Genomic DNA, 25467 nt, shown 5'->3' on the forward strand with positions numbered 1-25467 from the left:
ATAAGGAATTAGGAGACACCATGTATTATTTAAATATAACTAAAAAACTATCACTAGCCCTTGCTTTGGGACTATTTTCGGCCAATTCAATAGCAGATGCTATCACGCAACAGCCAATAGCCTATTCTTGGAAAGAGAATCAACCCTATCAATTCACCATTTTACATACAAACGATCATCATGGTCGTTTTTGGCAAAATGAAATTGGTGAATATGGGCTTGCCGCTCAAAAAACGGTGGTAGATGACATCAGAAGAGAAGTTACCGCCAAAGGTGGAACATTATTACTTTTGTCAGGTGGTGATATTAATACAGGTGTGCCCGAATCTGATGTACTTCAAGCTAAACCGGATTTTATTGGCATGAACGAAATAGGCTATGATGCTATGGCTGTTGGTAATCATGAATTTGATCATCCGTTATCTATCATTCGTGAACAGCAACAATTGGCACATTTTCCTTTTTTGTCTGCTAATACTTACTTCAAAGGCACGGATAATCGTGTCTTTGATGCCTATAAAATGTTTGACTTAAATGGTATCCGAGTTGCCGTTTTTGGTCTTACCACTGATGATACCATTTATCTCGCTTCACCCATGAATACGCAAGGTGTTGAGTTTCGCCAAACATTACCTGAAGCACAAAAAGTGATTGCTCAAATTCAACAAAACGAACACCCAGATATGATTATCGCCGTGACCCATATGGGACACTACGAAAATGGTGAACACGGTTCAATGGCGCCGGGTGATGTAGAATTAGCCCGAGGCTTAAAATCGGGCGAATTAAATATGATTGTAGGCGGACATTCTCAAAATCCGGTTTGTATGGCAAGTGCAAATAAACGAGTCACTGAATATGTTCCTGGTACACCCTGCGCACCTGATCAACAAAATGGGACTTGGATAGTACAGGCTCACGAATGGGGAAAATACGTAGGTAGAGCAGATTTTGAATTTCTAAATGGAAAATTGACACTTAAAAATTATCAATTAATTCCTATTAACCTTAAAAAAGAAGTGGATAATGGCAACGACACTAAACGCCTTGAGTTTTACACCACTGAGATCCCTCAAGATCCACAACTATTGCAGATATTGCAACCTTATCAAGAACAAGGCAGAAAAAAACTGTCAATTAAAAGCGGCGAATTGGTCGGTCGACTTGAAGGCGATCGCCATATTGTCCGATATCAGCAAAGTAATTTAGGACAATTATTACTCAGTGCTTTTATTGAAAAGACAGGTGCAGACTTGGGTATCTTATCGGGTGGGATGATTCGAGATTCATTGATTGAAGGCGATATTGCTTATCGAGATATTCTTAAAGTTGAACCTTTTGGCAATAGTATGGTTTATGTCGAGTTAACCGGACGTGAATTGATTGACTACCTTAACGTTGCATTGAGCAAAAAGCAAGGATCGGGTGGCTTTACTCATCTAAGAAATATTACCTTAACGCGCTCAGGTGAAAATATTGAAAATGTCAAAATCAATCAACAACCCATTGACTTACAAAAGAAGTATCGTCTGGTGACATTGGATTTTTTAGCGATGGGCGGAGACGGCTATCCGATAATCAACACATTACCTACTTATGTGGATACTGGTTATCGTGATGCGGATGTTGTAAAACAGTATTTTGAAACACATTCGCCAATTAATGCTGCTGATTATGAACCAATACGCATGATTATCGAAAAATAATCATTAGGTTCACCATTTAAATTAAATAAATTTGCTTTTTAGTATCGAGGTTAATATGCACATGACAGAGTTCCAAAGCAGTTGTTATCAAATCGTCACCGATCCTAATTTATCACCCAAACAGAAAGCCAACTTATTGGCATTAGCGGCAGAAAATAATCTGCCTTATGTTGAGCTTGATAATGAAACCCGAAAAGCGTTAGACGAAAATGTTATTTGTGATATGTTTGAGGGTCATGCGCCTTATAAGCCTCGATATGTACTACCTGATTATGCTAAATTTCTTAAACAAGGCTCTGAGTGGTTAGAACTTGATCCCGCCAAAACGTTTGATGATGCCTTAAATATGCTGACTATTGCTTATCATCATGTACCATCCGTTACCGGCATGCCTGTTTATCTGGGTTGTTTAGATCAAATATTGTTACCCTATGTTGGGGATCTCACTGAAGATGAACTTTATCAACGATTAAGACATTTTTGGATAATGTTAGATCGTAATTTACCTGATGCTTTTATGCATGCCAACATTGGACCAACCGATAATGTTATTTGTCGTCTGATTTTACGTGTGGACAAAGAACTCAAACAAGTTGCACCAAATTTAACCTTTATCTATGATGAAAACTTCACACCTGAAGCGTTACTATCCGTTGCAATAGGCAATATTTGCGAAACGGCTAAACCTCACATCGCCAATAATCAGATGATTCAAAAAGATTTTGATGAAAAAGGCTATGGCGTTGTCAGCTGTTATAACTCCTTACCTATCGCTGGTGGTGGCAGTACCCTATCAAGAATCAACTTAAAAGAAGTGGCAAAACGCAGCCAACATATTGATGATTTTCTGCAAAATACGCTACCCTATTACTGCCAACTACAATTAAATTTAATCAAAGCCCGTTCAGCCTTTTTGTACGAAAAGTCAAACTTCTTTCAAAATAGTTTTTTAGTAAAAGAAGGATTAATTGATGCCAACCGATTTGCACCCATGTTTGGTATTTATGCTATGGCTGAAGCGATTAATATACTACAAGAAAAATCGAACTTAGCGGGTCGCTATGGTGTCGATGAAGATGCTAATGAACTGGCTACCACCATTTCTAAACAATTAGCCGACTTTATTAATCATCATAAAATTAACCATGCTTGGCAAGGTAAAGCTATGTTACATGCTCAATCTGGCATCAGTACGGATAGAGGCACTACACCGGGCTTACGAATTCCTTATGGTCACGAGCCGGATCCTGTTACCCATATTATGGCACTGTTTAAACATCACCACTATTATACATCAGGCATTAGTGATATTTTAACGATTGATGAAACCATTAAAAATAATCCTTCCGCTTTACTGCAAATTTGTAAAGCGGCATTTCAATTTGGCTTCCGAGAGTTTACCGCCAATATTAGTGGTAATGATCTAGTACGAGTAACGGGCTACATGGTGAGATTATCAGATATCAAAAAATATAAAGAAGAAGGTTCACGGATTAATACCACATTTTTAGGTAGTGAAGCCGCACAAGATACCGTTAATAATAGCTATTTATGCCGTACATCACGGGTGATCAGTCATGAACAAGTCATGGGCAATCGTTAATAAACTTTTACCCTTTTCTTGCGTTGACGGGCCGGGAAACCGATTAGTTATATTTTTACAAGGCTGTAATTTTAAATGCTTAAATTGCCACAATCCTTATACCATTTCACTATGTCAGGATTGTGGTGACTGTGTCGCCACATGTCCACATCAGGCGTTAACGTTTAGTCATCATCAAGTTATCTGGCAAACATCAGCTTGCCAGCAATGTGATACTTGCCTTCAGACTTGCCAATATCACTCAACACCAATGACTTACCGATATAGTGTTGAGGATATACTAAACATCATTCGAAAATACCTTCCCTTTTTAAATGGTATTACGCTCAGTGGCGGGGAAGCGACCATTCAATTACCTTTTATTGAAAAACTGTTTCATGCCATTAAACATGCCGATGACTTAAAACATTTAACCTGTTTTATTGATAGCAATGGTTATTTATCTCAAACGGGTTGGCAAAAAGTAGTGAATGTCATGGATGGTGCGATGATTGATCTTAAAGCTTGGGATACCCAAGTTCATAAAAAGTTAACCGGCAGAGATAATCATCGAGTCATAAAAACAATAGAATATCTTTCAAAGATCCAAAAATTACACGAAGTCAGATTCTTGATCATCCCAACTCATACGGATCTTCAAAATAAGGCAGAGCAAATCGCGCACTTTTTATTGGCGTTGGATCCGAGTATGAGAGTGAGAATCAATGCTTTTCACCACCATGGAGTCCAAGGAATAGCCAAAACATGGGAACCAGCATCAAAACAACATGTCGAAAATTTTGCTACTGAGTTAAAACAATTTGGGCTGAAAAATATTATTTTGCCCACTGTTTACTTATCATGATAATTAAATAGTTTTGATTAATGTGAAAATAGCCAGAATATCTGAATCGTGACGAGTTAATTAAAAGACCGATATAATGATCATTATCTTTATGATTGTGAAATTTTTACAATAAAAATGAGCAGGTTTTTTAATCTGCTCATTTAGTGGAAACTCAATATTAAATTTAAAGATATTATCTTATTACTTTAACTGCACTTTTTGAAAAAGCAGATAATTTTATATATTCTCTAATATTTAACACATAAGGTATATGCTATATCTGGTTCAACAATAACGTTACCTTCTACAATCCCTACACTGTAGTATCGATTATTTCCATATATATCTTTTACTGATGATTGTTCACTGGTGAAATAGAAATCATAATAGATGAAATTTTTCAAATTTGACAAACCATTTAACATATCTCGACCAATAATATCTAAAGGTGCATAGAAGTAGACTTTACCCCATTCTGGTGTTAATCCTTCACCAATTGCTCTTTTGTACCCATTATCTTTTACATAATAGTTATCATTAGTGGTTGGCGTGTAAGCTAAAGACGAGTTTGTAATCTCAGCTCGTGTTGGCAATCTATCATTATTGTTTTGACATAATCTATTTGAATTTTGCCAATTACCCGGAAGGTTATTTAAGAAATATAACCAATGTTTTATAGAAAAAGTATAATAAAACTGTGCTAGCGTTCGATTATTGGTCACTAATATGACAAATTTATCACCTTGACCAGGTACATTGTCAGTAAATTTAAATTCACTTTTAGAATCAGCATTTGAATCACGAGCAGTATTAACTAATGAATTATTCGGATTTTTGACCAAGGTGTAACTATAATCAGATATTGGATTGACAGGTACAATTCTGAAACGAGCTTCCGGAAAAGCATAAGTTGGGAAATAATTACCATTTTGATCTTTTGCAGTGGCCTTAAAGCCTTGATGAATAGTAAATTGATCGCTGTTATAAGAAGGATTAACATCTATTGTATCAGCACCATAAGGCGCATAGTTCCCACCTTCATCCCAACCATTATGAGTAATCAAAGCCAGTACACCGGGTCTGATAAAACAGATACCGTCATCAGCACTTACTTCAAATGTTTTTGATACTTCTCTTGGTTCTGAAGTATCAGGCTCACCGTACTGAGTTTTAGCAATAAATTGAATCGTCACTTTTACTGATGATTTTGCATTAGCCGTAGATGAATTACACACATCACTACCCAAAAATGCTGTAGAATCAGAAGGAATAACATTATTGTTCTGGTCGCGCCATTCAGCATTAATCGATTGAATGATAAAACTATCGCTGGTAGCTAATTTATCACCATCCACATCATTGATATCACTTTCATTTAAACTTGAAGTATCAACAGCAAATGAATACAGACTAGGTGAAGTATTGTAGGCAACAGAAATCTTATTGGCAGGCCCCGGCGAAACAATTGCCGGATCAAGACCATCAATGTTTAATTTGAATTGAATTCCGTTTAAGACTTTGGTGTCAGCGGTTTCAAGAATATCTGGTGGATTACCGTGAATATATTCCACAGTGGTCGTAGAAACAGATAATCCTGCTAAAGCAATGCGACAAAAAAGCCCAAAAATAGCAATAACGGCAATATTCAATATAAATTGCATCAAATAAAGTTTTTTGAAAACAAACATATCACTATTCATGCTAATTCCTCTACCCATAAGCTTGTCTATAAGTTGAAACAAAGTTATTTATTTGAAGTTTTAGTGAACGACAAATTTATCAAAACATTGATAAAATTGTTACCGATTACATTTTAAATTTATTATAAAATTGCATACACGCTAAAAACTATTCGAAAGTTGTAAAATCGCATCCATCTAAAGGTCTATTTTGTTGAATAAATTGGAAAAATTGACTATATCGTTCTAAAAAACAGTGCAATATTCTAGTATTGTTAACTATTCTTTTTAAGAATATTAAATTAAGGAGTGCTATATAGTAGATCAGGTTAAAACAGTTTAATTACACTAACCATTTGATTAATTATAGATAACTAATTGTGCAAGACTACAAATAACTGAATCAATTGTGTATAGTATATAATAATATGAGTAATATGGAATAACTAAATATTGATTTATCATTATTTAATGGCTTTCAGATGAATATTGGATGGAAAAATACACAAGCTAAATAAGTTAACCTAACTGATTTTATTTTTAACCATTGTATTTATTATTAGTAATTTTATTAAAATGTTATGAAATAAACATTAAACAAAAAGAAGGCGTTAGCCTCCTTTTCGTTTTATGGAACACATATTAACGCCGCTATTTTCCCTTTTTAAAAGCTGCGGCAAAAGCATTACCCATTGCACTATTGGTCATAGGCGTTGGCTGTGTATTTTTAGCCGTGCTGGTTGATTTGTTAATTCTTGATTTAGCACCTTCATAGTTTGACGTTGTTGGATCATCAAGTCGCATCGATAAAGCAATACGTTTGCGCGCAATATCGACTTCCATCACTTTAACTTTGACAATATCACCGGCTTTAACCACGCTTCGAGGATCTTCAACAAACTTATCAGATAAGGCTGATATATGCACTAACCCATCTTGATGTACACCAATGTCAACAAATGCACCAAAGTTAGTCACATTTGTTACCGCACCTTCCATGACCATGCCCACTTTCAAATCGTCCATGGTTTCGATATTATCGGCAAATTGAGCTGTTTTAAATTCAGGCCGTGGATCGCGTCCGGGTTTATCAAGTTCTTTGATAATATCGGTCACGGTTGGCACACCAAAATGGTCATCAACATAATCAACTGCTTTGAGTGAGTTTAAATATTTCGAGTCACCTAAAATCTCTTTTAACGATTTATGATTTTTATCTAAAATGCGTTCCACAACCGGATAAGCTTCAGGGTGAACAGCAGATGCATCAAGTGGATTGTCGCCATCCATAATACGCAAAAATCCAGCGCATTGTTCATAGGCTTTAGGCCCAAGGCGTGAAACTTTTAATAACTGTTTACGATTAGAAAATTGTCCATTTTCATTACGCCAATTGACAATATTTTGTGCAATAACTTTATTCAGTCCCGCTATGCGAGCCAACAGCATCATCGAAGCCGTATTTAAATTTACGCCAACGGCATTTACGCCATCTTCCACAACAGCATCCAGTTTTTTAGCGAGCTGAGTTTGGCTAACATCATGTTGATACTGACCAACACCAATTGATTTTGGATCAATTTTTACCAGTTCGGCTAGTGGATCTTGTAGTCGGCGAGCTATCGATACCGCACCACGTATTGATACATCCAAATCAGGAAATTCTTGAGCGGCTAGCTCAGATGCGGAATAGACCGATGCTCCTGCTTCACTTACAATGACTTTTTGACCTTTGACTTCAGGATATTTTTTTTGTACATCGAGATAAAAACGTTCGGTTTCACGCGATGCCGTGCCATTACCAATCGCCACTAATTCAACTTGGTATTTAATGCATAGCGCCGCAACAATCATTACAGCTTTATCCGCTTGCCCAGTATGCGGATAAATTGTTTCAGTTGCGACTAATTTACCCGTTGCGTCAACAACAGCAATTTTTACGCCTGTTCGTAATCCTGGATCCATTCCCATGGTAACTTTCATCCCTGCCGGCGCAGCCATTAACATATCATGCAAATTAGCGGCAAACACATTGATCGCTTCTTCCTCCGCCTGCTCACGTAATGTGGTCATGAGTTCGGTTTCCATGTGCATTAAAATCTTAATTCGCCATGTCCAATTAATAACTGCTTTACGCCATTTGTCTGCAGGTTGATCATTAAAATGAATGCCTAAATGCTCAGTAATAATTTGCTCGCAATAGCTCTCTTTTGGCGTTTCTTCAAATTGCGGATCGGCGTTAAGTGAAAGTTGTAAAAAGCCTTCATTTCGTCCTCTGAACATCGCTAAAGCACGATGAGAAGGCACTTTTGAAATCAGTTCGCTTTGCGCAAAATAATCACGAAATTTTGCTCCTTCTTCTTCTTTACCTGCAACCACTTGCGAAACTAAATGCGCATTATTCCATAGATAATGGCGCACCTTAGCCAGTAATGCCGCATCTTCGGCAAATCGTTCCATTAAGATGTATCGTGCCCCATCCAATGCAGATTTGGTATCGACGATTCCTTTTTCAGAATTGAAGAATTTTTCCGCTTCGCTATCAGGATCAAGTGATGGATTGATCCATAACGCATCGGCCAATGGTTCAAGTCCTGCTTCAATAGCAATTTGTCCCCGTGTACGGCGTTTAGGTTTATAGGGTAGATAGAGATCTTCAAGTTCAGTTTTACTAAGTGTTTGGGTAATTTTTTGACTCAGTTCTGGGGTGAGTTTTCCTTGTTCCTCAATTGACTTTGATATCGTTTGTTTACGATCTTCAAGTTCTCGCAAATAACCTAACCGACTATCTAAAGTACGTAGTTGGGTATCATCTAACCCACCGGTCACTTCTTTACGATAACGCGCAATAAAAGGAACAGTGCTTCCTTCATCTAATAATTGAATAGCAGCTAAAACTTGTTCTGGTTTAACTGTCAATTCACCCGCTATAATATGGCTTATTTGATTATTTATCATGATATCTCTGTATATCTCGTCGATTAACGGAATGTAAACTTATTATGCAAAAAGCTAATTATATAACAAGAGAGGGCTACTTGGCACTCGATCGTGAATTGAAATATTTATGGAAAGAAGAAAGACCCCGTGTTACTCAAGCTGTATCTGATGCGGCAGCCCTTGGCGATCGGAGTGAAAATGCAGAATATATTTATGGAAAACGACGATTGCGTGAAATTGACAGACGAGTACGATTTTTAACAAAACGCCTAGAAATATTAACCATTATCGATCCTGATCCAAGGCAAGAAGGCAAAGTATTTTTTGGTGCTTGGGTTAAACTAGAAGATGAATCCGGTCACGTACAAATTTACCGCATTGTAGGAGCCGATGAATTTGATCCTAAAAAAAATTGGATTTCTATTAATAGTCCTGTTGCCAGAGCGTTAATTGGTCATAAAGTTGACGATGAAATATCAGTAATGACACCTAATGGTAAAACTTATTTTTTTATCCTTGAAATTAGCTATACTCCAATTACATAACATTTTAACTAATTAATCATTAAGGAGTTAGGGGATTGGTATGAAAAGAAGAAAAATTTTGTTTTTTCAATGCGTACTTTTTTTAATAATATTATTGATGATAATTTCTTATTATTTTTTTAACTCAATAATAGAACATCCTCAGTATCATATAATGAATTAACCTTAAAATTTGATCCAGTCGAATTTGGCAAATTAGATGCTTTCTTTAAGAGACTTAATCAAGATGAATTCTATTTTGAATCAAACGATAAATCCGACTCGGTTGGCTTCTACGATTATAATTCGAATCAATATTATCAATTTAATGGATCTGGCATAAAATGCTACGGTTTTAGAAGTAATATCCGTATTTACAATAAATATTATCCTACTTTTTCTGTTTTGATATTAACATTTGATTCTACGATTGAAGCTGAAAAATATAAGAAAATAATTGAAAAATCAGATGTTCAATTAAATCCTGGTTACCACTGCGGAGTAAATAAAGGTCCTCATGCTATCATAACTAAAGGACATTTCGTTTATTACATTTCTTCTGCTAATATTTTCCTAGACTATGTAGTAAAATATGCTAAAGTTCTACAAGATCTGCCTATGTAGCCAATCGATTATTTATAGGCGTACTATCTACTGCCTATAAATTACGATGAATTCAGTTTACAATTAAGATCATTTTTACTCATCACTTTATTTATTATGAGCGCTGTCAGTCAACTATTTATCTATCCGATTAAATCGCTTGCAGGTATTCCCCTAAATACGTCGAATGTTGTTGAAGGGGGATTCAAATATGATCGTGTATTGATGATTAGTGAACCTGACGGAACATTTATCACCGCAAGACAATTTCCTGAGCTTTTAAAACTAAAAACAGCTATAGTTAACAACAGTATTGTTGTTTCAACGTCAAATAACGAATCAATAGCAATTCAATTTGATGAATTTATTGAAACTAATGAACCAACCGAAGTTTGGGGTAACCATTTTACGTCTCATATTGCACCAATCAGACTAAACCAATTTTTTAGTCACATTCTTCAAAAAAATGTGCAACTGCGTTGGATTGGCACTAATTTGACAAGACGAACAAAACGATATCCTCAAACACCGGTAAGCTTTGCAGATGGCTATCCTTATCTACTATTGAATGAAGCATCATTCAATTATTTACAACAAAGATGCTTGGAAAAGCTCGATATTCAGCAGTTTCGAAGCAATATCATCATTCAAGGTGCGCTTCCTTTTGCCGAAGATGGCTGGAAAACAATTAAAATTGGCGATGTCATTTTTGATATCGTTAAACCGTGTAGTCGCTGTGTACTTACCACTTTTAATATTAATACAGCAAAGCCTTTAGCAAATAATGAACCACTCAATACGCTCCGCTATTTTCGGACTGATGAGCAAGGGGAAATAGATTTTGGAATGAATATGATAGCTCGCAATGTCGGATCAATATCAATTGACGATCCTGTTGAGATACTTGAAAGGCAACCGACCAAAAAGTATTTAAAATCTTTTCCCGAAAATAATCAGTTTAACCACGAACAGTGTAATATTACTTTAGAGAACAATACAATCAAAGGAAATCAGCAACAAACTATTCTGGAACAACTGGAACAACATAATATTACTCTCCCTTATTCATGCAGAGTTGGAATTTGTGGTAAATGTGCAGTGGTATTAAAACAAGGAAAAGTGAATCCTCTTACTCAATCTGCAATAAAACGCGATCACCGTATTTTAGCTTGTAGTTGTATACCTGAGGGTGATATCAAAATTGAATTAATAAAAAAACCTTAATGATCATTGGTTATAGAATCCTGATTTATCAATAATAAATCGTTAATTATTGATTAAAATGGTTGATTGATACTTAATAAATTATTACCCCGCTATGATGACAAGTTAGCCTGCCAATCAATACGTTAATAATGTTATATGGCTTCATTTTAAAACCGTTGATGCTAAATGCTATCCTTTAAAGTCATTTGTATTCAGTTTTAAAGCGTTCAACTGAGACACCGTAACGAAATGCCGTTTAAGTCATCGATTAATCAGATCAATACATTGCCTGCTTCACAACCTGCTGTGAATAACAAAATCAAAATATAACAGGTTTAAATCGAAATTAAGTTTTACTGACAAGACAATAGTCGGATTAGAATGGTATTGTTTACGAAATGGCTTCTAACTTAAGGTCTATCAACGAACTCTGATCCATGACATTTTTTTGGATTGGCGCCAGTCGATCATTCATCACTTTAATTGCTTCGGAAAAATAAAATGTTTTATTCATTGCCACAAATGTAGGTTGAGCAATAATACATAGTGAAGCATTTTCACCCGCTTCAACAACTAATAAAAAAACCCGTTGATCACCTTCTTGCATGCTGACTTCAACAATGTCCGCTAATTTAGGACGATATAGCTTAGGTTGTTGGCAAAAATACCAACTTTTTGGCATTTGAGGTTTAATAAAATTAGCCGCAACAATGGCATTAATGGATAATTCAATCTTTTGCGAGTCAGTTAATGCCAATATTTGACAACTATCATAAAATTGATAATAGGATGTTGCATCACTCACTGAAAATGGAAATTCCCTAAAAACATCAGGAATTAACATTTTACTGGAATAACATGAACGAAATAACATATCGTTTGATACTTCAAGCATCAAACTATCATATTGATTATCAAAATACCAACGCCAACAATCTGTTGGTCGAAAAGCAATTTTCATTGATATGTTATCCCTCCATAAAATTAAAAAATTACATAAAAGATAACATAATTTAGGTAAAAAATAAATAAAAAAGTAAAATAAAATTTATTTAATTATATAATTTTTAAAAATTTTAGTGATCCATTATCAAGATCAAAACGATCTAAGTTAGATCCTTTTGATCCCATTTGCGATCCTTTAAGATCACATCAAATTTAATACTAAAATTTAACTTTAACAAACCAGCCATTTTTTCTAACATTTATCCATAAAAAAAGGTGCAATTAAGCACCTTTTTACGACCAAGCCAATTTGGCTAATTGATTGATTAACTGGCAACATTGATACGTTTCATATCAGTCATATAGCTTCTTAATTTACGGCCAATAATTTCAATTGGGTGATGACGAATTTCATCATTTACATCACGTAATTGCGCATTATCAACGCTACCTTCTGGGATCGCTTTACCAAGATCGCCCGATTGTAACATTGGCATAAATTTTTCTTTTAATAATGGGATCGCTGCATTAGCGAAAAGATAATTACCATATTCAGCAGTATCAGATATCACCACATTCATTTCATATAAACGCTTACGGGCAATGGTATTGGCAATTAAAGGAAGTTCATGTAAGGATTCATAATAAGCTGATTCTGGTAAAATACCTGACTCAAGCATGGTTTCAAAAGCAAGTTCAACCCCAGCTTTTACCATAGCGACCATGACTACACCCTGATCAAAGTAGGCTTGTTCATCAATTTTACCTTGGTATTCAGCGGCTTTTTCAAAGGCTGTTTCACCGGTTTCTTTACGCCATTTTAATAAGTTAGCATCATCATTTGCCCAGTCTTTCATCATGGTTGCTGAAAATTCACCCGAAATAATATCATCCATATGTTTACGATAAAGATCAGTCATGATCACTTTTAATTCTTTAGCTAATGCATTAGCGCGTAACTTAGCCGGATTCGACAAGCGATCCATCATTAAGGTAATACCACCTTGTTTCAATGCTTCGGTAATGGTTTCCCAACCAAATTGTAATAATTTACATGCATAAGCCGGATCCACACCGTCTGCCACAAGTTTATCAAAACAAAGTAATGACCCTGTTTGCAACATACCGCAAAGGATCGTTTGTTCTCCCATAAGATCAGATTTAACTTCAGCAACAAATGAAGACTGTAAAACACCAGCACGATGTCCACCGGTAGCCGCCGCCCATGCTTTGGCGATAGCTAAACCTTCACCTTTAGGATCGTTTTCAGGGTGAACGGCGATCAGAGTCGGAACACCAAATCCTCGTTTATACTCTTCACGTACCTCTGTTCCTGGACACTTCGGCGCAACCATGACAACCGTGATATCAGGACGAATTTTTTCGCCAACTTCAACAATATTAAAACCATGAGAATAACCTAAAGCGGCTCCCTGTTTCATCAATGGTTGTACTGCTTTTACTACCGCTGAGTGTTGTTTGTCAGGTGTTAAATTAATCACTAAATCAGCTGTAGGAATTAACTCTTCATAACTGCCTACTTTAAATCCATTTTCAGTTGCTTTTTTCCATGAAGGACGCTTTTCTGCAATCGCTTCTTTACGTAAAGCATAGGCAATATCAAGTCCTGAATCCCGCATATTTAAACCTTGATTCAGACCTTGCGCACCACATCCTACTATTACAATTTTTTTGCCTTTTAAAAAATCGGCTTCTGATGCAAATTCATCACGAGCCATAAAACGGCATTGACCAAGTTGGTGTAATTTTTCACGTAAATTCAGTGTATTAAAATAGTTTGACATTGGGATCTCCATTAATTTATTTGTCATAATCGAATTGTCCAACACTATAGCTGAATTTAATTGTTGCGAAAATTGATATATTTAAAAAATTATATTGCATAAAATGCAATATACTTGCTAAATGTAATGCTTTCTTTTACTCTAAGCCACTATTTAATTATTGATAAATTATTCAATATGGATACACGATATAAGCAAGCAAATAAAGAAGCTAAGCTTTCACTGTTATTAACAATTATTTATCTTCTTGGCTGGATTGTTTGTGCTTACGGCGCTGGCGATAGGACTGGCTTTTTGGGGCTTCCATTATGGTTTGAATTATCCTGCATTATGGTACCTGTCGGGTTTATTTTATTATGCTGGATCGTTGTAAAATTTCATTTCAAAAACATCTCATTAGAACAAACTAAGTGATCAAACAATGCATTTAGATATTATATTACCGCTAGTCATCTATCTTATTTTTGTGTTTGCCTTATCTATCTATGCTTATGTTAAACGCAAAAAAGTCAATCAATTTACTGATTACTTTATTGGTAATCGAACAATGGGGGGATTTTTGCTCGCCATGACACTGGCGGCAACTTACATCAGTGCCAGTTCGTTTATAGGGGGGCCTGGTGCTGCTTATAAATATGGACTAGGCTGGGTATTGTTGTCTATGATTCAAGTCCCTACTGTTCTGCTATCTCTGGGAATTTTGGGTAAAAAATTTGCCATTTTAGCGCGCAAGTATAATGCTATCACGCTAAGTGATATGCTTTATGCTCATTATAAAAGTAAAACCATTGTCTGGTTTGCCAGTATTGCTTTAGTCGTCGCCTTTGTCGGTGCAATGACTGTTCAGTTTGTCGGTGGTGCCCGTTTATTAGAATCTTCAGTAGGCATACCTTATAAACTCGGTCTACTTATTTTCGGTATTGGTACGGTGATATATACTGCATTTGGTGGATTTCGTGCAAGTATCTTAAACGATGCTTTCCAAGGTTTAGTGATGATCATTGGCTCAATATTACTTTTAACCGCCATTATTTATGCTGGTGGTGGATTAACGGCTATTGTTGAGCGTTTAAAAGAAATCGATCCTGCATTATTAACCCCACAAGGCCCTGGCAATTTTATGGACTTTCCATTTATGGCATCATTCTGGATTTTAGTCTGTTTTGGTGTGGTTGGTTTACCGCATACAGCAGTACGTTGTATGGCGTATAAAGACAGTAAAGCGGTACATCGGGGCATCATTATCGGTACGATTGTTGTTACAGTTATTATGTTAACCATGCACCTTTCTGGTGCACTTGGGCGAGCAATTATTGATGATTTAACCATTCCCGATCAAATTGTTCCAACTTTAATTATTAAAGTGATGTCGCCACTCGCAGCGGGCATCTTTTTGGCTGCGCCTCTGGCTGCGATTATGTCAACCATTAACGCGCAACTGTTACAAGTCTCTTCAGTGATTATAAAAGATCTGTTTTTAAGCATAAAACCTGAAACAAAATGCAGTGACAAAACCTTAACGCGAATATCAGTTATCATTACCTTTATTTTTGGCGCACTGCTCATTTTAGCAGCTTGGAATCCACCGGATATGATAATTTGGTTAAATTTACTTGCTTTTGGTGGGCTGGAAGCGGTATTTTTATGGCCTTTGGTACTTGGCTTATATTGGAAGAAAGCTAATGCAACCGGCGCATTATGTTCAATGTTTGCTGGAGCCATTAGTTATACCTTTTTAGCCGCTTATAACATTAAAATTTGTTCTTTCCATCCAATTGTTCCTTCATTAATTATTGGATTGGTTGTTTTTATCATCGCCAATATATTTGGTAACTTAAGGAAAAATTATGCCTTGGATTCAACTCAAAATTAACACAACAAGTGATCTTGCTGAACCAATAAGTGAGCTTTTGGAAGAATCAGGGGCGTTATCTGTCACATTTCAAGATACCTATGATACGCCTGTGTATGAACCCTTACCCGGTGAAACAAAACTTTGGGGTAATACAGATGTAATTGGGCTTTACGATGCTCAAACTGATTTAGATGAATTGAAAGCAATATTAAATCTTGATCAATATTCTTATAAATTCGAACAATTAGAGGATAAAGATTGGGAACGCGAGTGGATGGACAATTTTCATCCTATGCAATTTGGTCAACGCTTATGGATTTGTCCAAGTTGGCGCCCAGTCCCTGATCCTAATGCGATCAATGTTATGTTAGATCCAGGTTTAGCTTTTGGAACAGGTACCCACCCTACCACTGCGTTATGTCTTAAATGGCTTGATAGCTTAGACTTAAAAGATAAATTAGTGATTGATTACGGTTGTGGTTCGGGAATTCTCGCCATTGCTGCACTAAAACTAGGGGCAAAACGTGTCATCGGCATTGACATTGATCCTCAAGCTATTCAAGCCAGTCGAGATAATGCAGAACGTAACAATGTAAGTCATGACATTGAACTTTATTTAACTAAAGATATTCCTGATAATTTACAAGCTGATGTTTTAGTCGCCAACATTTTGGCTGGACCATTAAAAGAACTTGAACCTAATATCAACAGTCTGATTAAACCAGCGGGATTACTTGGATTATCGGGCATTTTGACTTCTCAATCTCAAAGCGTCTGTACCGCTTACCAACCCCATTTTGATCTTGATCCCGTCGCTGAGCAAGAAGAATGGTGTCGAATTACTGGCAAAAAAAAGTAAAAAAATGACATTACCCCCTTTTAAGTTCGAGAAAAAATGCGTAATATAGCCGACCTTAAATTACTAAGCATTGGTAAGGTCACATTAAGAAATAATTTAATCGCCGCACCAATGGCAGGAATTAGTGACAGACCATTTCGAAATTTATGCTACCAGTTTGGTGCTGGTCTGACTATTTCAGAGATGTTTTTAGCTAATTCAGATGTTTGGCAAACAGATAAATCTGCTTTAAGAATGGTCTCAACGCAAGATTTGGGCATTCGCGCAGTACAAATAGTGGGGGCCGATCCTGACGAAATGGCTAAAGCGGCAGAATTTAATGCCAAACATGGGGCTGAGTTAATTGACATTAACATGGGATGCCCTGCAAAAAAGGTTAATAAAAAATTGGCAGGTTCTGCTTTAATGCAGTACCCGCAATTAATTGAACAGATTTTGCAAAAAGTTGTTGGTGCTGTTGATGTGCCAGTAACATTAAAAATGCGGACTGGATGGGATAAAAATCATAGAAATTGCATTGAAATCGCACAAATTGCGCAGGATTGTGGCGTAAAGGCGATTACTATTCACGGGCGCACCCGTGAATGTCTATTTAAGGGTGTAGCTGAATATGAATCAATTAAAGCAGTGAAAAAAAAGGTATCCATTCCAGTCATTGCTAATGGTGATATTTGCACCCCTGAACAGGCAAAAGATGTTTTTCAATATACGCAAGCTGATGCTATAATGATCGGCCGAGCGGCACAAGGGCGACCTTGGATATTTGAAGAAATTGCATTCTATTTAACACATGGAAAGTTACAAAAAGAAAAGACAGTTGATGAAGTTGAACAAATCGTTTTTACGCACCTTGAAGAACTTTATCAATTTTACGGAGAATACAAAGGATTACGGATTGCCAGAAAGCATGTAAATTGGTATACCAAGAATTATGCTGATAGCGATCATTTTAGGCGCTTATTTAGTGTACTTAGCACCACCAGTGAGCAAGCTAGAACACTAAAAGCATTTTTTAGTCAAATTAGAAACAACAAAAAGAGTTAAGAATACTATGTCAGAACAACGCGTTACAGCTGCAGCACTAAAATTTACAACTGTAAACTCTCAAGACCAAATAACACAAAAACCTTTGCGAGATTCTGTCAAGCAAGCTTTAAAAAACTATTTATCACAACTTAATGGTGAAGATCCTAATGATCTATATGAATTAGTGTTAGCTGAAGTTGAACACCCATTCCTTGATATGGTTATGCAATATACACGTGGTAATCAAACTCGAGCGGCTAATATGCTCGGTATTAACCGTGGTACACTACGTAAAAAATTAAAACAATATGGAATGAGCTAATCGAACTGATATTGATAAGCTTATTTCATACAAAAAAAGCACCTGTTTATTAGGTGCTTTTTTGTTTTTATAACAATAAAAAATCACACGGATTAAAAATCAATACACATATTGATAATGAATTTTAAACAAATGTTTGTTAAAATACGCTGATTTTTAAATTATCTAATCTGGAGAATTCTATGGCAGGTCATAGTAAGTGGGCCAATACCAAACATCGTAAAGCGGCGCAAGATGCTAAACGCGGTAAAATTTTTACTAAAATTATTCGAGAACTTGTAACGGCAGCCAAACTAGGTGGTGGCGATCCAGCGTCAAATCCTCGTTTACGTGCAGCAATGGATAAAGCACTATCAAATAATATGACACGCGATACCATGAATCGTGCTATTGCGCGTGGTGTAGGTGGTGAAGATGATAGTGATATGGAAACCATCATCTATGAAGGTTATGGCCCTGCAGGTACTGCCGTCATGGTTGAATGCCTAAGTGATAATCGTAATCGTACAGTATCAGAAGTACGTCACGCTTTCACCAAAACTGGGGGTAATTTAGGTACTGACGGTTCTGTATCCTATTTGTTTACCAAAAAAGGCGTTATTTCTTATCCTACAGGTACAGATGAAGACAAAGTAATGGATGCAGCTTTAGAAGCTGGAGCTGATGATGTTGTCACTTATGATGATGGTGCAATTGATGTCTTTACCACACCAGAATCATTTGGCGAAGTAAAAGATGCACTTGATGCAGCAGGTTTAGTTGCTGAATCAGCTGAAGTATCAATGATTCCTGCGACCAAAGTTGATCTTGATATTGATTCTGCACCAAAATTATTACGTTTGATCGACATGCTTGAAGATTGTGATGATGTTCAAGAAGTATACCATAATGGTGAAGTTTCGGACGAAGTTGCTGCCGCTCTTTAATGTCTATCATTCTTGGCATAGATCCTGGTTCTCGTTTGACGGGTTACGGTGTAATTCGTCAAACAGGACGACAATTAACCTATCTTGGTAGTGGTTGTATTCGTACAGCCGTCGATGATTTACCAACTCGATTAAAACGCATTTATGCTGGCGTTAGCGAAATCATCTTACAATTCCAACCGGATATGTTCGCTATCGAACAAGTCTTTATGGCACGTAATGCCGATTCAGCATTAAAGTTAGGGCAAGCGAGAGGCTCAGCTATTGTTGCTGCAGTCAACAACGATTTACCTGTTTTTGAATATGCGGCTCGTTTAGTAAAACAAAGTGTAGTAGGCACAGGGGCAGCCGATAAAAAGCAAGTCCAACACATGGTCAAACTCTTGTTAAAATTACCCGCTAGTCCACAAGCCGATGCCGCTGACGCATTAGCTATCGCAATTACTCATGCCCATATGAGTCGACATCTAGTCAAATCTATTAAATAATCTTAATTAGACGATATTGCCCTTGCAAAATAACGCGATCAGCTAACCTAAAATAGTAATTGATGCACCTAAATATCAATAGTAAACCGACAATGTTATTTAATCATTGAATCAATTTTTTTACCTTGTTATTTACTATGAGATCATATTTTGATAATGATAAGATTAAAAACTCAATAAAAAAGCACGATTTTATCGTGCTTTTTGTTGGTTATCTTATTAATAAGATTTCGATTTTTTTAACACATCCTAGCTGGTGCTAAGATATGCTTTTCAATTTTCCAAGTCACTATTTTTGGTCAGTGTTGTGCGAAAAATTACGTGGTAAAACGACCTTATTTTTATGTTTAGTAAACATTTTAGTAATAAATAAGAAGAATAATGGTACATAGAATATCGCTAAGAATGTTGCTGTTAACATACCACCAATTACCCCTGTACCTACCGCGTTTTGGCTTGCTGAACCTGCACCACTATTTAATGCTAAAGGTAACACCCCTAAAATAAAGGCGAACGATGTCATTAAAATTGGGCGTAAACGTAATCGACAAGCTTCAAGTGTTGCATCAATCAGCGATTTACCTTCTTTTTCTAAAGCATCTTTTGCAAATTCAACAATTAATATCGCATTTTTCGCAGACAGTCCCATTGTGGTTAATAGACCGACAATAAAGTAAATATCATTATCAAGTCCTCTAAACATTGTTGCAACCACCGTTCCTAAAATACCAAGAGGAATCACAAATAGTATTGAAATTGGTACACTCCAACTTTCGTACAATGCAGCTAATGCCAAGAACACGACAATAATAGAGATTATATAAAGTGTTGTTGTTTGCGATCCTGTTTGACGTTCTTGATAAGAAATATCTGTCCAGTCAAACGTAAAGCCCTTTGGTAAGTCTTTTGATAGCTGTTCCATTATTGCCATAGCTTGACCAGAACTTAAGCCCGGCGCAGCAGATCCACTAATTCCCATTGCAGCAACACCATCATAACGAACAAGTGATGGTGAACCATAGCTTTTTGAAGTAGTCGCAAATGCATCATAAGGAACCATTTGACCTTTTTGATTTTTTACATGCCAATAACTAAAATCATCAGGCAACATTCGATAAGCCGCTTCAGATTGAAGGTACACTTTTTTGACTCGGTTATTATAGACAAAGTCATCGATATAAGCAGAACCTAATGCGGTAGATAATACTGTATTGACGCTACTGACAGAAACACCAAGCGCTTGAGCTGTTTCGAAATCCACATTAATTTTATACTGAGGAACATCTAACATACTGCCCGGACGCACTTGTTGAAGTTCTGGTCTTTTCGATGCTTGTCCTAAGATTTGATAAAAAGCACCCATTAAGGCTTCATGCCCTTGTCCTGAAGTGTCTTTTAACATATAGGAGAAACCATTAGCCATCCCTAACGACGGAACCGCCGGTAAGTTAGCTATAATTACTCGACCTTCAGTAATGGTAGATGCAAAGCCCCAACCACTGCCAACTAAAGCATCCACTTTTTGATCAGGGCGTTTACGCTCATCCCAATCTTTTAACCGAACAAATCCAAGTCCCATATTTTGTCCACGACCTACCATACTAAACCCTGCAACAGTAAAGACTTCTTTAACAGAATCAGCTTTCTTTTCCATATAAAACTGAGTTGTTTTATTCAATACTGACATGGTTTGTTCTAATGTTGATCCGGGTGGTAATTCGACCATGACAATCAATACACCCTGATCTTCATTAGGTAAAAACCCTGTTGGTAAGCGGTTAAATCCAAATATTAATCCAACAATGATAACGATATAACAAACAAAGGCAATTAATGGATAACGTATTACTTTAATTACGCCTTTCTCATAAGTATGCAGTCCTTTGTTATAAAATTTATTAAACGCGCCAAAGAATAGTTTGGTTCCTTTATCACACCAGCTAAATGGTGGAATCGCGAGTAATTTTTCCCCAAACGTTGATTTTTTGTTTTTACTTTTTGATGGTGCTTTTAAAATCTGAGCACAAAGTGCAGGCGTTAAAACGATTGCCATAATCACAGACAATGACATCGAGGTAACAATGGTAATTGAGAATTGACGATAAATTCCCCCTGCTGCACCACCATAAAATGCCATAGGTACAAATACAGCAGATAATACAACGGCAATACCAATTAAAGCAGAGGTTATCTGTTCCATTGATTTAACCGTTGCATCATACGGAGACAATCCTTCATCATGCATGATACGCTCAACGTTTTCGATAACGACGATAGCATCATCGACCAGTAACCCGATAGCTAACACCATAGCAAACATCGACAACGTATTTATGGTAAATCCACAAATATATAAGATTGCAAACGTTCCTAACAATACAACCGGAACGGTAATGGTTGGTATGAGAGTTGAGCGAAGATTTTGCAAAAATATATACATGACGATAACAACCAACACAATTGCTTCAATCAAAGTATGCACAACATTACTGATAGATAATTTAACAAATGGTGTTGTATCGTATGGGTAGGCAAATTTGATATCTTCTGGGAAGATTGCCGATAATTCTTCGATTTTCTTATCGACCAATTCAGAGGTATCTAATTGGTTTGCGCCTGTTGCCAGATAAATAGCTAAACCAGCCGATGCTTTACCGTCATAGCGAGAGATAAAATTATAATCAGATGCACCAATTTCAACGTTAGCAACATCTTTTAGTAAAATATTAGAACCGTCGGTATTGACCCGAACTAAAATATTTTGAAATTGTTCCGGTGTTTTTAAACGAGATTGAGCCGTTATCGTTGCATTAAGTTCCTGACCTTCAGTTGAAGGTAATGCACCCAATTGCCCTGCAGTTACTTGAGCGTTTTGTGCTTGAATTGCCGCAATAATTTCTTCAATTGACATGTTGAAATAATTGAGTTTATTTGGGTCAAGCCAAATACGCATTGCATATTCAGAGCCAAATAAAGTGGTATCACCAACACCTTGAACACGACGGATCGGATCTTGCACAGTCGAATAAATAAAGTCAGCAATATCTGCTTGAGTCTTTTGGGGGTTCGTTGAGTAAAAACCAATAACTTTTAGGAAGTTAGTATTGTTTTTAGCAACTGAAACACCATTTTTTTGAACACTTTCAGGTAAACGAGACTTAATACTTTCAACTTTATTTAACACCTGCACTTGCGCAAAATCAGGATTCGTTCCCGGCGCAAAGGTCAACGTAGTTTGAACAACACCTTGCGCACTACTGGTTGATTTCATATAGATTAAATTATCTATCCCAGTCAGATTTTGTTCGATTAACTGTGTAACGGTGTTTTCAATAGTTTGTGCATCTGCACCAGGATAAGCCGCTGAAACAGTAACAGCAGGAGGAGCAATATCGGGGTATTGTTCAACTGCTAGCAGTTTTATACATAGTGCCCCGCCTAGCATCATCATGATAGCTATTACCCATGCAAAAACGGGTCTATCAATAAAAAACTTAGCCATAATTAAATCTACCCCTGTTTTATTTCACGCTGTTTTTGATAATATTATCTAACTGTTCTTGAGTAAGAGTAGCTGGCTCACCAACAATTTGGCCTGTCATTGGTTTACCCATTTCAACTGCCGTTAAATTAAGTAAACCCGTCGTGATAACTTGTTCACCAATATCAATACCTTTCGTCACTACCCAATAACCATTGATACCAGTATAAACTTGAATATCTTGACGATATTCAATCGTATTATCTGGTTTAAGGATTTTTGCTGTATATTGGCCTTTACCATTACTCGTAATACCTTGTTGAGGAACGAGTTTTGCATTTTTAATATAGCCTAAAGTCAATTGAGGTTTGACAAACATACCGGGCAAAATTTTGCCATCTTGATTTGGAAATTCAGATCTAAGGGTAACGGTACCTGTCGTTTCATTCACCGTCATATCAGAAAATTTGATACTCCCTGCTACGTCATATTTCGAACCGTCATTAAAATAAAGTTCAACATTATTTCCTTTCGCTGGTTCAAAAATCACGTTTTGATCTTGATTATATTTATTGTAACGCGTTGCTGCTTCTGTCATATCAACATAAATAGGATCAAGTTTTTGAACTAAAGCTAACGCTGTTGCTTGACCTGCTGAAACTAATGCACCTTCAGTAACACTTGATTTACCAATATAGCCATCAATAGGGGAATAGACTTTAGTATAATCTAAATTAACTTTAGCGGTATGTTCAGCTGCTTGAGCAACAAGTACACTAGCTTCTGCCTGCTGTGCATCTGCCGCCGCTTTATCATAATCTTGCTGACTAATGGATTTGGTTTTTAATAAACCGGCATAACGTTTTAAAGTCAACTGGGCAATACTAGCATTAGCTTTAGCACTTGCTACACTTGCAACAGCACTGTCATAGTTAGCTTGATAAATAGCAGGATCGATTTGATAAAGTGATTGCCCTGCTTTTACATTTGAGCTTTCTTCAAATTCTCGTTTTAAAACGATGCCACTTACTTGAGGTCTAATTTCAGCAATTTGCGAAGCGACAACTCGACCGGGTAAACCAATCTTTAAAGTGTAATTCAATGGCTCTACTTTAAACACCGTAACTTTTGGTATCTGATTATTACCGCCTTGTGATTTGTTATCATCGCAGCTTGACAGTAAAAATAAGCTGGTCAGCGCTACCGGAATGGTGAGTAATAGCTTGTTAAATCTCATATAAAATTGACCTCAATCAACAAAATTGTTATTTTTAATAATTATAAATCTTATTTAAAAGTAACCGATGATTTTACAAAAAATATGCATAAATTGTAAGTATCTTTACAGGTTAATAGCACAGAGTTCTAAAAATTAAAATCTAACATTATTAATAAAAAAATATATACCGATAATTATGATTATTGGCAGAAATAAAGTAATATATGCTTATTGATTTTTAGTGCGAAAAAATTAGGCTTGATAAGATGACACAATCAAAGGCATTTATGTACTGACAATCAATTGAATTTTTTTAATTTGCAAAGAAAAAGTAATTATTTTACATTGTGGTACTCCGTAATCACTTCATTCGATTCTTTTATTGAGTGATTTGAGTCTTTATTTAATTTAATTCTGAGATGGTTATTATGGATAATTTACGTATTGTTCTGATTGTTATTGCATCCTTGGTCATTATTGCATTATTGATTCATGGATTATGGATTAATAAAAAGGAACGTTCTTCTCTGTTTAATTCAGATAAAAAAAGGAATATTAACCCTATTGCTCAACAGCAAACAGACATTTATATGGATGAAATAGAAGAAGATGATGTAATACTGATTAACCCCAAAAATAAAAAAACAACAACACCGCATGTTGAAATTGTTGAGATCATTGAAAAAGAAGCACCTCCTCAACAAGAGGATTTATTTAGTCATCAACCGATAGACGAACCAGAAGAAGATACTATCCCTGAACCAGTGATTAATCTTAATCAGGATCTCTTTGAAAATGAACCATTAGAAGAAAAAGTCGAAACAGAAAGTCAACTTGAAAAAACAGAAACAATCACAATAAGTGAAGAAATTCATGAAGTTGAACCTGTTAAGCAAAACGAAGTTTTGAACACTGAATCATCAGCTGACCATCATGAATCTGAAAAAGCAAACATCGACCATGAAGAAGATAAAACAGAAATCATTGTGTTAAATGTAACTGGCATTAATGGTCGATTATTACAAGGTGATGTATTACTTGCCAGTATTATGCAATCAGGTTTTCAATTCGGTGATATGCGAATTTTTCATCGCCATGTCGATCCTGCGGGCAACGGTCCTGTTTTATTTAGTTTAGCAAATATGGTTAATCCAGGCTATTTGGATCCTGAGACCATGCACGAATTTACCACACCTGGCGTTTCAATTTTTATGATTGCACCGACACAAGGAAACAATCAGCAAAATTTTAAACTCATGTTACAAACAGCACAACGTATAGCCGATGATGTTAATGGTGTTGTCTTAGATGATTCCCAACACATGCTAACACCACAAAAAATCGATAGCTACAAAGAACGCATCAAAAAAGCGTGCAACGAAATATAACCCAAATATAATAATAATTTTATCAACACCACCAACATTAGTTGGTGGTAAATGGACGGGAAATAA

At 36.2% G+C, this 25467-nt stretch carries 18 protein-coding genes and 1 pseudogene; 13 read left to right on the forward strand and 6 right to left on the reverse strand.

Annotation, left to right across the window (positions count from 1 at the left end; genetic code table 11):
• Positions 1–20: 20 nt before the first annotated feature.
• Genes ushA through ACGH4F_RS07550 form a run of 3 tightly spaced genes read left to right on the forward strand, consistent with a single transcriptional unit; the run spans position 21 to position 4153 of the window.
• The gene (ushA, locus tag ACGH4F_RS07540; RefSeq protein ID WP_411590684.1) at positions 21–1706 is read left to right on the forward strand and encodes a bifunctional UDP-sugar hydrolase/5'-nucleotidase UshA; all 1686 of its coding nucleotides are present in this window, start codon (positions 21–23) and stop codon (positions 1704–1706) included.
• Between the two features lie 55 nt (positions 1707–1761).
• The gene (locus ACGH4F_RS07545) at positions 1762–3309 is read left to right on the forward strand and encodes a YjjI family glycine radical enzyme (protein WP_411590685.1); all 1548 of its coding nucleotides are present in this window, start codon (positions 1762–1764) and stop codon (positions 3307–3309) included.
• Positions 3284–4153 carry a YjjW family glycine radical enzyme activase gene (locus ACGH4F_RS07550; RefSeq protein ID WP_411590687.1) on the forward strand — a complete coding sequence of 290 codons (870 nt, stop codon included), beginning with the start codon at positions 3284–3286 and terminating at the stop codon, positions 4151–4153. The genes ACGH4F_RS07545 and ACGH4F_RS07550 overlap by 26 nt, the downstream gene beginning before the upstream one ends.
• 230 nt (positions 4154–4383) lie before the next feature.
• Here ACGH4F_RS07550 and ACGH4F_RS07555 read toward each other — a convergent pair whose 3' ends face one another.
• The gene (locus ACGH4F_RS07555; protein WP_411590688.1) at positions 4384–5835 is read right to left on the reverse strand and encodes a hypothetical protein; all 1452 of its coding nucleotides are present in this window, start codon (positions 5833–5835) and stop codon (positions 4384–4386) included.
• 768 nt (positions 5836–6603) lie between these two features.
• Positions 6604–8772 (reverse strand): annotated as a pseudogene (locus tag ACGH4F_RS07560) (Tex family protein); the annotation flags it as partial.
• 44 nt (positions 8773–8816) lie between these two features.
• Between ACGH4F_RS07560 and greB the strand changes: the two are divergent.
• Positions 8817–9299, forward strand: a complete 483-nt coding sequence (greB, locus tag ACGH4F_RS07565) for a transcription elongation factor GreB (RefSeq protein ID WP_411590690.1) — start codon at positions 8817–8819, stop codon at positions 9297–9299.
• Between the two features lie 696 nt (positions 9300–9995).
• On the forward strand, positions 9996–11105 hold the full coding sequence (locus ACGH4F_RS07570) for a YcbX family protein (RefSeq protein WP_411590725.1): 1110 nt from the start codon (positions 9996–9998) through the stop codon (positions 11103–11105).
• A 373-nt stretch (positions 11106–11478) separates the two neighbouring features.
• Here ACGH4F_RS07570 and ACGH4F_RS07575 read toward each other — a convergent pair whose 3' ends face one another.
• Both ACGH4F_RS07575 and ilvC read right to left on the reverse strand, forming a co-directional pair.
• Positions 11479–12048 carry a cell division protein ZapC gene (locus tag ACGH4F_RS07575; RefSeq protein WP_411590692.1) on the reverse strand — a complete coding sequence of 190 codons (570 nt, stop codon included), beginning with the start codon at positions 12046–12048 and terminating at the stop codon, positions 11479–11481.
• Between the two features lie 310 nt (positions 12049–12358).
• A complete protein-coding gene (ilvC, locus tag ACGH4F_RS07580; RefSeq protein ID WP_220215362.1) occupies positions 12359–13837 on the reverse strand; it encodes a ketol-acid reductoisomerase in 1479 nt (492 codons plus the stop codon).
• Positions 13838–14014: 177 nt separating this feature from the next.
• Here ilvC and ACGH4F_RS07585 point away from each other — a divergent pair, with 177 nt between their 5' ends.
• The 7 genes from ACGH4F_RS07585 (at position 14015) to ruvC (ending at position 19313) form a co-directional block, all read left to right on the forward strand.
• On the forward strand, positions 14015–14251 hold the full coding sequence (locus ACGH4F_RS07585) for a YhdT family protein (protein WP_267379389.1): 237 nt from the start codon (positions 14015–14017) through the stop codon (positions 14249–14251).
• Between the two features lie 7 nt (positions 14252–14258).
• Positions 14259–15710, forward strand: coding sequence for a sodium/pantothenate symporter (gene panF / locus ACGH4F_RS07590; RefSeq protein WP_411590694.1), 1452 nt, complete (start codon positions 14259–14261; stop codon positions 15708–15710).
• Positions 15685–16551 (forward strand): 50S ribosomal protein L11 methyltransferase, encoded by an 867-nt coding sequence (prmA, locus tag ACGH4F_RS07595; RefSeq protein WP_411590695.1) that lies wholly within the window; start codon positions 15685–15687, stop codon positions 16549–16551. Before panF ends, prmA begins: the two co-directional genes overlap by 26 nt.
• Positions 16552–16587: 36 nt before the next feature.
• On the forward strand, positions 16588–17595 hold the full coding sequence (gene dusB / locus ACGH4F_RS07600) for a tRNA dihydrouridine synthase DusB (RefSeq protein ID WP_267351076.1): 1008 nt from the start codon (positions 16588–16590) through the stop codon (positions 17593–17595).
• A 7-nt stretch (positions 17596–17602) separates the two neighbouring features.
• Positions 17603–17899 (forward strand): DNA-binding transcriptional regulator Fis, encoded by a 297-nt coding sequence (fis, locus tag ACGH4F_RS07605; RefSeq protein ID WP_025315996.1) that lies wholly within the window; start codon positions 17603–17605, stop codon positions 17897–17899.
• 182 nt (positions 17900–18081) lie between these two features.
• Entirely contained in the window at positions 18082–18825 is a 744-nt protein-coding gene (locus tag ACGH4F_RS07610; RefSeq protein ID WP_065557873.1) for a YebC/PmpR family DNA-binding transcriptional regulator, read from the forward strand.
• A complete protein-coding gene (gene ruvC / locus ACGH4F_RS07615) occupies positions 18825–19313 on the forward strand; it encodes a crossover junction endodeoxyribonuclease RuvC (protein WP_065557872.1) in 489 nt (162 codons plus the stop codon). The genes ACGH4F_RS07610 and ruvC overlap by 1 nt, the downstream gene beginning before the upstream one ends.
• Before the next feature lie 289 nt (positions 19314–19602).
• Here the strand turns inward: ruvC and ACGH4F_RS07620 are convergent, their stop codons facing one another.
• Both ACGH4F_RS07620 and ACGH4F_RS07625 read right to left on the reverse strand, forming a co-directional pair.
• Positions 19603–22815, reverse strand: coding sequence for an efflux RND transporter permease subunit (locus ACGH4F_RS07620; protein WP_267379377.1), 3213 nt, complete (start codon positions 22813–22815; stop codon positions 19603–19605).
• Positions 22816–22834: 19 nt separating this feature from the next.
• Positions 22835–24031, reverse strand: coding sequence for an efflux RND transporter periplasmic adaptor subunit (locus tag ACGH4F_RS07625; RefSeq protein ID WP_267351066.1), 1197 nt, complete (start codon positions 24029–24031; stop codon positions 22835–22837).
• Positions 24032–24441: 410 nt separating this feature from the next.
• Here ACGH4F_RS07625 and zipA point away from each other — a divergent pair, with 410 nt between their 5' ends.
• The gene (gene zipA / locus ACGH4F_RS07630) at positions 24442–25401 is read left to right on the forward strand and encodes a cell division protein ZipA (RefSeq protein ID WP_267351064.1); all 960 of its coding nucleotides are present in this window, start codon (positions 24442–24444) and stop codon (positions 25399–25401) included.
• Positions 25402–25467: the final 66 nt, after the last annotated feature.

Origin of the sequence: Gilliamella sp. CG35 (genome assembly GCF_046635745.1) — a bacterium.
Classification (GTDB): Bacteria; Pseudomonadota; Gammaproteobacteria; order Enterobacterales; family Orbaceae; genus Gilliamella; species Gilliamella apicola_I.

Excerpts from the sequence above, each read along its gene's own strand:
- prmA (WP_411590695.1), top strand. The coding sequence starts at position 15,685 with ATGCCTTGGATTCAACTCAAAATTAACACAACAAGTGATCTTGCTGAA.
- ACGH4F_RS07625 (WP_267351066.1), bottom strand. The coding sequence starts at position 24,031 with ATGAGATTTAACAAGCTATTACTCACCATTCCGGTAGCGCTGACCAGC.
- fis (WP_025315996.1), top strand. The coding sequence starts at position 17,603 with ATGTCAGAACAACGCGTTACAGCTGCAGCACTAAAATTTACAACTGTA.
- zipA (WP_267351064.1), top strand. The coding sequence starts at position 24,442 with ATGGATAATTTACGTATTGTTCTGATTGTTATTGCATCCTTGGTCATT.
- ilvC (WP_220215362.1), bottom strand. The coding sequence starts at position 13,837 with ATGTCAAACTATTTTAATACACTGAATTTACGTGAAAAATTACACCAA.
- ACGH4F_RS07610 (WP_065557873.1), top strand. The coding sequence starts at position 18,082 with ATGGCAGGTCATAGTAAGTGGGCCAATACCAAACATCGTAAAGCGGCG.
- dusB (WP_267351076.1), top strand. The coding sequence starts at position 16,588 with ATGCGTAATATAGCCGACCTTAAATTACTAAGCATTGGTAAGGTCACA.
- ACGH4F_RS07575 (WP_411590692.1), bottom strand. The coding sequence starts at position 12,048 with ATGAAAATTGCTTTTCGACCAACAGATTGTTGGCGTTGGTATTTTGAT.
- ruvC (WP_065557872.1), top strand. The coding sequence starts at position 18,825 with ATGTCTATCATTCTTGGCATAGATCCTGGTTCTCGTTTGACGGGTTAC.
- ACGH4F_RS07620 (WP_267379377.1), bottom strand. The coding sequence starts at position 22,815 with ATGGCTAAGTTTTTTATTGATAGACCCGTTTTTGCATGGGTAATAGCT.
- greB (WP_411590690.1), top strand. The coding sequence starts at position 8,817 with ATGCAAAAAGCTAATTATATAACAAGAGAGGGCTACTTGGCACTCGAT.
- ACGH4F_RS07555 (WP_411590688.1), bottom strand. The coding sequence starts at position 5,835 with ATGAATAGTGATATGTTTGTTTTCAAAAAACTTTATTTGATGCAATTT.
- ACGH4F_RS07545 (WP_411590685.1), top strand. The coding sequence starts at position 1,762 with ATGCACATGACAGAGTTCCAAAGCAGTTGTTATCAAATCGTCACCGAT.
- ACGH4F_RS07550 (WP_411590687.1), top strand. The coding sequence starts at position 3,284 with ATGAACAAGTCATGGGCAATCGTTAATAAACTTTTACCCTTTTCTTGC.
- ushA (WP_411590684.1), top strand. The coding sequence starts at position 21 with ATGTATTATTTAAATATAACTAAAAAACTATCACTAGCCCTTGCTTTG.
- panF (WP_411590694.1), top strand. The coding sequence starts at position 14,259 with ATGCATTTAGATATTATATTACCGCTAGTCATCTATCTTATTTTTGTG.
- ACGH4F_RS07585 (WP_267379389.1), top strand. The coding sequence starts at position 14,015 with ATGGATACACGATATAAGCAAGCAAATAAAGAAGCTAAGCTTTCACTG.